Below are 8,438 nucleotides of genomic sequence, written 5' to 3'. Positions count from 1 at the left end.
CACGCTTCAAGAAGAGCGTTTTGTCAAGCTAGCCCGCCGCGAGGAGTTTGCACGGGCCTGGCGAGGTTTAGAAACCGCTCTTGCCGTCGGCTTCTCCCCGATCAAGCTTAACTGCGTCTTGATGCGCGGCATCAACGACGATGAAATCGAGGCGTTTGGCAACTTGACACGGGAGCGACCGATCTCGGTGCGTTTTTTAGAGTACATGCCCATCGGGCAAGTGAGCAATGCCCAGTGGCGAGCGCAGTATGTCAGCAATGAAGAAGCCATCGCAACGCTCAAGACGCTTTGGCCGGGTTTAGAAGCACTGCACGATACCCGGGAGAGCACGAGCCGAAACTTCAAGATTCCGGGAGCACTCGGTACCGTGGGCGTGATCAACCCCATCAGCCATAAGTTCTGTGACGGCTGTAACCGGCTCCGGCTCACCGCCAATGGAAAGCTCGTCCCCTGCCTTGCGGATAACTTCGAGTACGATCTCATGACTCCCCTACGAGCCGGTTGTACCGAGAGCGAGATACTGGCGCATGCAGCCGCGGCGCTGTCTCACAAGCCCATCCAGAGTGATTTTGAGGGACGGCTTGCACGCGGAGGGAGCCTACGCACGATGTCTCAGATTGGCGGTTAGGACGCTTTTTCGTCGGACTTGGACTCAAACTCTGCAATCAGATCTTGGAGTCCTTTTGAGTCTAGTTTGTGGTGAAAGTCCGCCTGCTCACGGAGCGTGATTGGCCCCCGTGTCGCAAGAATTCCTTGGGTAGAGAGATCAAGTTCAAGGGTGGCATCGGAGAGGATTCCTTGATCCCACTCTTCTTGGCGCAAGAACTGCTCGCCTCGTCGTCGGCAACGAGAACATCGGTAGCGTACCAAGACGTAGCTAGGGCCAAAAGGTCTCGGATAGTATCCGGCCCGCAGAACTTCCCGCTCTCCAACACGCTGCCCGCATGTGCAGCGAAGGGCTGTCCGTCCCATTTCATCCCTCCCCGTGCGCACTATGGCTCCGCCATGCACGGCCCAATTGTATCATCCCTATCTTACGGGCGCACTAAGCAAACCTAGATTTGAGCTGGATCGTACTACGCTTTCAGAACCAGAGATCGCTCCCGAAAGACTTGGAATCTTGCGCTCTTTTTCCATCTGCGCCTTCTCTTCTTTCGTCAAAACAAGTAAAGGATTAAAGGGCTTTCCTACAGAAACTTCCGGTTTATCGTCGTCAATGTCACCGCTTACGAGAGTCGTCTCGATCCGTGGAACGCGTGCAACTTGGGTTGTGGGCTGAACGGCTGCCGGGGCGGGTGTCGGAGTACTCTCAAGCTCACTATTGGTAGCCGCAGTCCGTCCCCCCACTGAGATATGCGCAACTCCTTGAGCACCTTGTGAGTGAGACAGCTCCGGGATCGGAGCGACGGACTTTGAGACCTGCGACGGTTCAAATCCGATCTGGGCTTTTTCTTTCAGCGAGGCCACCGCGAGCCGCTTCACGGGCGCAACAGGACTGGGTGTCGGCGCGATTACTTCGGGAGCCGGGCTGGGAGCTACGATGGCATCAGGCGCAGTCATGCGTTCCGGCGCAGGGCTCCGAGTTGAGGTCGGCACCACATTTGGTATTGGCTCTGGCGTGGGAGCTGTTATGGCAACTTTAATCGGCTTTGTAGGCTCTGTTTTCGGTAGACGTGGCAAAAAGACAGCACAAAGAGCCACTGCCGTGACAGCCCCTCCCAGCGCGAAACGAACCGGGGCAGGACGTAAGGATACCGTGAGGCGCTCCCAGAACGTCGGGCGGGCATCGGTAGCCGCCGCAATACGCTCCGATAGACCACGGGGTAGTGGCTGAAGCGACGGCGCAGGAAGGGTCTTGGCCAGCAGTGCGGCGAAGGCTTCTTCTTGCAGTGTATCGGTCGTGATTTCCTCAGGATTCATTTTTTGCGCTCTTGGTCACAATCTGTCTCGCGACGACGTATAAAATGTGTATGCCGTTAGAATCCGTTGCGGAAGCAAAAGTTTCAAGATTCTTTTTCCACGGCATGGTACAACGAGGATACTATGGCCGAAAACAGCAACTCTCCCAGGAATGAGTCCGGTGGGCTCAACCTGAAAAAATTTAACTCAACCAGTGTCACCACAACAACGGATGTGATCACTCCCAAGATTTCTTCACAAGAGAAAGGCCGTCGTGCCGGTTTAGTTGTCGTGGTCATTGTGGCCCTAGGGGCTCTGGGCTTTATGGCCTTCCGTAGCAGTGGCTTCAACCCCTTTGAAAAGACCGAAGAGCGTACCGGTTTCGCTCGCCCCGAACCTAGCATGCCACAGTAGGGAAGCCAGTCGCGATGTCCAACGAGCGTGTTGTCTGTGCGGCCTGTGGGTCGAATAACTTTGCCACTCAAGCGGCGTGCTGGAAGTGTGGCCGTGCGCTGGCGACGGCTCCCCCACCGGTTCCATCGGCTTCCCCACCCGCTAGCTCAGGAGGCGCAGGCGCGATTCCCGTCGCGGCTCGCCCGACGTACTCCGCCGAGCTGCGCCAAGAGTCTCCCGCCGCGTTCTGGTCCTCGGTGGCGCTTGGCATTGTCTTTCCCATGCTCGCGATCCCCGTCGGGATGGTCTTTCTCATGCTTGATGATAAGCGCAAGGCCCAGATCGGCTGGTGGAATATCCTGTTCGGGTTGGTGGGGACACTACTCAATGGGATATTAGCCGCCGTAACCATCATGCCGCTTCTGATGGGAGCGACCAAGATGATTCCGGGCATGGATCGCCTCGGGGGTGGCTCACGCTCACAGGACATGAGCTCCGAGGCGGCTCCCCTCGATCTTCCTGGCCAGCGCCCCTTCGCCGCCCCTCCCCGATGAGCGACACGATTGCGGCGATAGCAACGGCAAGTGGCCCCGCGGGCGTCGGGGTGATTCGGCTCTCCGGCCCTGATGCTGTCGCGATCGCGACTCGCGTGGTGCGGCGCTCGGTGGCGAGGCTTGCTCCACGGATGCTCTCTCGTGCCACGGCCTACAGTATTCAGAGTGATGAAGCTCTTGATGATGGCCTGATCGTGCGCTTTGCTGCCCCCCACTCGTTCACGGGTGAAGATATTGTGGAGTTTCAGGGGCACGGCGGAGCGGTTACTCTCTCGCAAGTCCTGGCCGTTTTTCTCGCTGCTGGGGCACGCCTTGCACGACCAGGAGAGTTCTCCGAGCGGGCGTTTCACAACGGCAAGCTCGATCTGGCACAGGCGGAAGCTCTTGCGGATCTTATCTCAGCGCGCTCGGTGGCGGCCCAGCGGGTGGCTCGTCGGCAGCTTGAGGGAAGCCTCTCCCGTGAGGCCAGCGCGATTGCCTCGGAGCTTCAAGAGGCGCTTGCCCGGTTAGAGGCCACGATTGACTTCCCCGAAGATGTGGGGGAGCTGGTGCCTGAGACCGTCGAAGCACCGCTTGTACGTGCGGCTGACCGACTGGAAAGACTTCTGGACGGCGCTCGTTACGGACGAAAGCTCACCGAAGGCATCACGGTCGCGCTGACCGGCGAGCCCAATGTTGGGAAGTCGTCGCTCCTCAATGCACTGGCGGGAGTGGAGCGGGCCATTGTCACCGAGATTCCTGGCACGACCCGCGATGTGCTCTCCGAAGAGCTGGTGCTGGCCGGAGTCCCCGTGCGCATTCTCGACACGGCAGGCCTGCGGGAAACCGACGATATTGTCGAGAAAATCGGAGTGGAGCGTGCCCGCGCTGCCGTCGCCCAAGCCGATGTGGTGATCCTGGTTGTCGATGCAACCCAGCCGAAAACGTCGCACTTTCCGGAAGGCATCCTCAATCTGGTCATCGCGGTCAATAAATCGGATCTTGCCCCCCCCGACTTAGAGCGTTTCACGAGCTTTCCCGCCATCGCCGTCTCTGCCAAGACGGGGCTGGGGCTAGAGGAGCTCGCACGAGCCGTGGTCGGCGAAGCGGCTCCTTCAACCGATGCACCGCTTCTTACCCGTGCTCGTCACGAGGATGCCCTGCGCCGAGTCGCCCTACACATCGCCGATGCACGAGCCACGCTTACCTCCGGCCTCCCCGCCGAGCTGATCGCCGTAGACACCCACGGCGCGATGGCCGTGCTGGGCGAGCTAACCGGTCAGACGACGCGCGAGGAGATCATCCAGGGAATCTTCTCACGGTTCTGCATCGGCAAGTAGCGCCCCTCCTCCCCCTGCCCCTCCTCCCAATCCTGGGAGGAGGGGGAAAGAGGGGAGATTAAAGGGTTCCGTAGAGCCGGTCGCCGAAGTCGACAAGGCCGGGGCAGATGTATTTTTTGTCGTTGAGCTGGCGGTCGAGCGACGCGGCGTAGAGGGGAACATCGGGGTGGGCGGCATTGACAGCGGCGACTCCCTCCGGCGCGGCCACGACACAGACCAGGCGCACGTCCGTGCCCCCGGCGGCCTTGACCAGCTCAATCGCCTGATTGGCCGAGCCACCGGTCGCCAGCATCGGGTCTACCACCAGAGTCGTCTGCCGTGCCACATTCGGGAGCTTGCAGTAGTAGCTGGATGCCACGGCGGTCGCGTGATCCCGCTCCAGCCCAATGTAGCCCACCGAGACATTGGGAAAAAGCTCCATAAACGGCTCCAGCATGGCCAGTCCCGCCCGCAGAATCGGAATCACCACTAGGCCCTGTGCCAGAACCCGTCCCTCCATCGGCTCCAGGGGTGTCGTAATCGGCGTCGCCACCATCGGCAAGTCCTGCGTTGCCTCCAGGGCCAGCAGGGTTGTTAAGCGTCGGGCGAGTGGTCGAAAGTGCTGGGGGTCGGTCTCGGTGGAGCGGAGCCCTGTGAGGAGGTGCTGCGCGAGTGGATGGGTGCAGAGCTGGATCGTCATAGCGCTATTTTACCCCCTCGATCAGAACGAGGGGGCTGGAGAGCTAAAGCTACGAAGGGCGTGCCGCCCATGGGAATCCCGAGTAAACTCGGTATGGCCAGAACGGCCTTTGTAGCCGCAGGCTCTCCAGCACCGCCGTTCCAATCGGCGGTGCATCAAAACGCCCGCGAGAGCGTGACAACACTCACTTGAGCAGCACCCGCTTTTCGGAGGGCCGCGCTGGCACAGTGCAGAGTCGCGCCTGTGGTCAGAACATCATCGAGCAAGAGAAGATTTTGGCCCCTAATCGCGTCGGAGTCCACCACCGAAAAATCATCGGGGGAGAGATTGGAGAGGCGCTGCTGTGCTCCCAGACGCATCTGCGACTGCTCAGCACGTGTCCGAACAAATGCCGTCTCGGGCAGCATAGCAACTTGGAGCTGCTCGGCGAGGGGCTGTGCCAGGAGTACCGCTTGGTTGTAGCCACGCCGCTTTCGCTTCTTTATCGAGAGGGGCAGCGCGACAATGGCATCAAACGACGAGCCGGGAAAGAGTTCGGTAAGGCACTTATCCGCAAGCCATGCCCCCAGTGGCTCGGCGAGGGCGTCTTTCTGGCGGTACTTAAGCAGGTGCAATGCGTGGCGTAGCGCTCCTGTGTGCTGTCCCGCGGCACGTGCCTGCTCAAAGGCCCAGCCACCCCAACGGTCCGCCGCCGCCTCACACAAACGACAGACTCGCTCCGGCTCGCTCGGGTGACCACAGACCACGCAAATCGGAGCGGGAACGGGGACAAACTGCGCCACACACTCAGAGCAAAGAAGCGGCTCCTCCCAGCTCTCACAGACCAGGCAGCGCGGGGGGTAGATCAGATCGAGAAAGCCATCGAGTGCTCGCATACAAAACCGGGTTATTATAACCAATCACGAAGATTTCAAGAGGACTCACTGAACATACGAATCAAAGATTGTTCAATCATACGAATTCCCAACTGACCTTTTGCATGACGTCGCAGTTTACACTCACTATCAAAAAGAAAATAAGTTGGCCATGCAATAACTCCCAGTGAATCACCAATTGAGTGATCGTTATCAAAAATACATTTTTCCGTGATACCTATCTGATCTCTTACTTGATTGACAGAATCAATATCAAGATCATATGGCCCCATCGGGCGGTGAATTGCAATCACTATAAGCCCTTTACCTCGATATAAATCTCTAATATTTTGAACTTTTAGAATATTATCATGGCATACAGGGCATGATTTCGACCAAAAATGAATAAGGTATGCGCTGCCATTAGTCATACCTTCTATTTTATAGATATTGTTATTCATTATTTTTCAACAAATTTCACTTTACCGTTACTTAACACAATTGCAGATCCGCCCCCTAAAGCGATACTACCTATCTCAATATTTTTATCTTCTTGAAATTTACGCGACGCTAGTGATGAAAATGTAAAAATTTCAGATAAATTAGGGACTCCTGTTGAATCCATCCATTTTTTTACATCTGATTCAGTTGAAGGCATATAACCATTATTATAAAACGCAAATCTTTTTAAATGATAAATGATTCGTTCTGACAAAGCTACAACAGCAGATTTTTCTCGATCCATGCATTTTTTCTTTACTAAGTCAGCACTAAGTAAATCAATTTTCCGTAAGAATAATGTCCCTCCATGTAGAAATACAATCGCCGAAAAATCAGGAAGTATACTTCCATTTCTATCATTTGCAAATGTAGAGACCAAACACTGATTTAAAGAATTCGAGTCACTAGGACTTTTAACTTTCAATGTTAAGTATAAATAACTTTTATTCTTACCATTTATCACAATCTTATTACTCATCCATTCAAGATCTACAGGCATCGTATCAACATATTTATACTTAATATCAGGCTCTTTATCGTAAACAATATAATTTCTAGTTTTTACATTTAATACAATCCATTTATCAGGAACGCTTAAACCATTTTCAATCTTTGTCGAAGAATATACAACTTCTTCTCCAGATAAAGCCCACCATATAGGATGAGCTAAAAAAGGAAGTCTCACACGAGAAATAACATTATTTTTTATAATCACAGCATCTGCCTGGTGTTTTTTTAAAACACCATATGGAGTAATAGCAGAAAATAAAATAGATTGATTTGCACTTTCAATATCTACAGGGTCAATTGTTTTAGACCTAACATTAAAAACATACCAAGTAATTTTATTTTGACTTATATCTTCCTTTATTGTAAATATCATATTTTCACCGTCCGAAAACCACCCTTTAATATCAAAAAGAGGCCGAGAAAACATGCCATTTACTTTCCTTGAAAGGATATTTATTACTTTATTTTTTGTTACATCAAATAAATTCAAGGTATCCAAGTCTCCATCCTGAGATAGAATAATTATATATCGACCTTTATTGCAAACAGAGTAACTATTTACATAACTTGAAATACTTAATATATCCTTAAGGATTAAACCTTTTTCCGAAAAGACTACAGCATCTAGTCCGGAAGTGACTAACGGGTCAATCATCCTATTTATCTTTCCATCATCATCATTCATATCTTCACAAGCCCTTTATACTTATCCACATCCAAAATAAAAATCCATAACAAATCAGACACATAAAAACAGGATAATTTTCATAAAAATGTTTTTTGCATTTCAAAAATGGGCATTTTTGAAATGCCCATACATATCACTAATAATCACATACAACTAACAATTAACATCATTATGTTCAGTTTGACAATTTCTAGGATCATCAGGATAACCTACTTTTCCTTTGCAATTATCTATATACCATTGTTTAGCTGCTGCTCTACACGCATTACGCTGAATCCAGCAGGAGCTATCTACATATGTGCAACATCTTGGATTATTATAATCTAATGGAAAAGCAGGATTAAAGGGAAAAGTAGGATCATAATTAACGGGATAGAAACTACATGCAGCACGCATTTCTTCATATTCATGTCCGCAAACACCATTATCTTCTTGGGGTGGATCCGCATTAGGATCCGAGCAAGGGGGACGAAGTGCGATAGAAAAATCATATTCTGAGTTAGTATCAGATACGACATCGGCTACATCGGCAAACACTACACCAGCGTTCTTAAATTCTTTTGCCACGGCATTAGCGACTTCGCTATCACCAGCACGCTTTTGCATCTCTTCACCGACTTTACGAAGAAGATCATCGGCTGTTAAAGCGGCAACTGCGGCGGCTCCGGCTTGAAAACCGAACCTAGCGAGGGCTTGGCGACGGGTTAGTTTGGCTTTCTCTGCCGAACTGAGGGATTCTGAGCCTTCTTGAGACTCTACTTTGGCGCGGGCTTCTTCTGCCTCTGCGCTCCACGAACGTTTTGTCCACCACATAACTTTAAAACTCCTCTAAACAACTATTCGGACTCGGTGCCCTCAGTGGCTTCGGTGCTTTTGGCTCCCTCACCCTCTACGGACTCTTTTTGCAACTGTAGGACGCGCTGAACCACCATTTCGACGAGACCATGAATATGGTTCTTCTCCTCGATACGATCAATCACCGCTTGCGCGACGGCATCTATAAACTCGTCACGATCTTCGATACGCATTCAGAACAACTCT

12 protein-coding genes are annotated in these 8,438 nt (G+C 52.5%); 4 read left to right on the top strand and 8 right to left on the bottom strand.

Annotation, left to right across the window (positions count from 1 at the left end; translation table 11 throughout):
* Positions 1 to 628, top strand: a 628-nt coding sequence (locus AC1XOS_RS16575) for a GTP 3',8-cyclase MoaA family protein (protein ID WP_481963335.1), incomplete at its 5' end; no start/stop codon positions are given.
* On the opposite strand, the gene AC1XOS_RS16570 is transcribed toward AC1XOS_RS16575, so the two are convergent.
* Together AC1XOS_RS16570 and AC1XOS_RS16565 are read right to left on the bottom strand one after the other, a co-directional pair.
* Positions 625 to 822, bottom strand: a complete 198-nt coding sequence (locus AC1XOS_RS16570) for a hypothetical protein (protein ID WP_481963334.1) — start codon at positions 820 to 822, stop codon at positions 625 to 627. The two genes, AC1XOS_RS16575 and AC1XOS_RS16570, sit on opposite strands and share 4 nt — an antisense overlap.
* Positions 823 to 1,029: 207 nt before the next feature.
* Positions 1,030 to 1,920 carry a hypothetical protein gene (locus tag AC1XOS_RS16565; protein WP_481963333.1) on the bottom strand — a complete coding sequence of 297 codons (891 nt, stop codon included), beginning with the start codon at positions 1,918 to 1,920 and terminating at the stop codon, positions 1,030 to 1,032.
* 123 nt (positions 1,921 to 2,043) lie between these two features.
* On the opposite strand from AC1XOS_RS16565, the gene AC1XOS_RS16560 reads away from it, so the two are divergent.
* From AC1XOS_RS16560 to mnmE, 3 genes are read left to right on the top strand one after another with little or no spacing between them, the layout of a single operon-like run.
* A complete protein-coding gene (locus AC1XOS_RS16560) occupies positions 2,044 to 2,313 on the top strand; it encodes a hypothetical protein (protein ID WP_481963332.1) in 270 nt (89 codons plus the stop codon).
* Between the two features lie 14 nt (positions 2,314 to 2,327).
* On the top strand, positions 2,328 to 2,846 hold the full coding sequence (locus AC1XOS_RS16555; RefSeq protein ID WP_481963331.1) for a hypothetical protein: 519 nt from the start codon (positions 2,328 to 2,330) through the stop codon (positions 2,844 to 2,846).
* Positions 2,843 to 4,165 (top strand): tRNA uridine-5-carboxymethylaminomethyl(34) synthesis GTPase MnmE, encoded by a 1,323-nt coding sequence (gene mnmE / locus AC1XOS_RS16550; RefSeq protein WP_481963330.1) that lies wholly within the window; start codon positions 2,843 to 2,845, stop codon positions 4,163 to 4,165. The genes AC1XOS_RS16555 and mnmE overlap by 4 nt, the downstream gene beginning before the upstream one ends.
* A gap of 58 nt (positions 4,166 to 4,223) precedes the next feature.
* On the opposite strand, the gene upp is transcribed toward mnmE, so the two are convergent.
* The 6 genes from upp to AC1XOS_RS16520 form a co-directional block, all read right to left on the bottom strand.
* On the bottom strand, positions 4,224 to 4,844 hold the full coding sequence (gene upp, locus AC1XOS_RS16545; protein WP_481963329.1) for a uracil phosphoribosyltransferase: 621 nt from the start codon (positions 4,842 to 4,844) through the stop codon (positions 4,224 to 4,226).
* 155 nt (positions 4,845 to 4,999) lie between these two features.
* Entirely contained in the window at positions 5,000 to 5,719 is a 720-nt protein-coding gene (locus AC1XOS_RS16540) for a double zinc ribbon domain-containing protein (protein ID WP_481963328.1), read from the bottom strand.
* A 35-nt stretch (positions 5,720 to 5,754) separates the two neighbouring features.
* The gene (locus tag AC1XOS_RS16535) at positions 5,755 to 6,159 is read right to left on the bottom strand and encodes a TlpA disulfide reductase family protein (protein WP_481963327.1); all 405 of its coding nucleotides are present in this window, start codon (positions 6,157 to 6,159) and stop codon (positions 5,755 to 5,757) included.
* The gene (locus tag AC1XOS_RS16530) at positions 6,159 to 7,394 is read right to left on the bottom strand and encodes a hypothetical protein (RefSeq protein WP_481963326.1); all 1,236 of its coding nucleotides are present in this window, start codon (positions 7,392 to 7,394) and stop codon (positions 6,159 to 6,161) included. Before AC1XOS_RS16530 ends, AC1XOS_RS16535 begins: the two co-directional genes overlap by 1 nt.
* A 156-nt stretch (positions 7,395 to 7,550) precedes the next feature.
* On the bottom strand, positions 7,551 to 8,210 hold the full coding sequence (locus AC1XOS_RS16525) for a hypothetical protein (protein ID WP_481963325.1): 660 nt from the start codon (positions 8,208 to 8,210) through the stop codon (positions 7,551 to 7,553).
* A 23-nt stretch (positions 8,211 to 8,233) separates the two neighbouring features.
* On the bottom strand, positions 8,234 to 8,425 hold the full coding sequence (locus tag AC1XOS_RS16520) for a hypothetical protein (RefSeq protein WP_481963324.1): 192 nt from the start codon (positions 8,423 to 8,425) through the stop codon (positions 8,234 to 8,236).
* Between the last annotated feature and the right edge of the window lie 13 nt (positions 8,426 to 8,438).

The sequence above is a fragment of the Armatimonas sp. genome, assembly GCF_964826245.1.
This window is presented reverse-complemented; position numbering and strand designations above follow the sequence as displayed.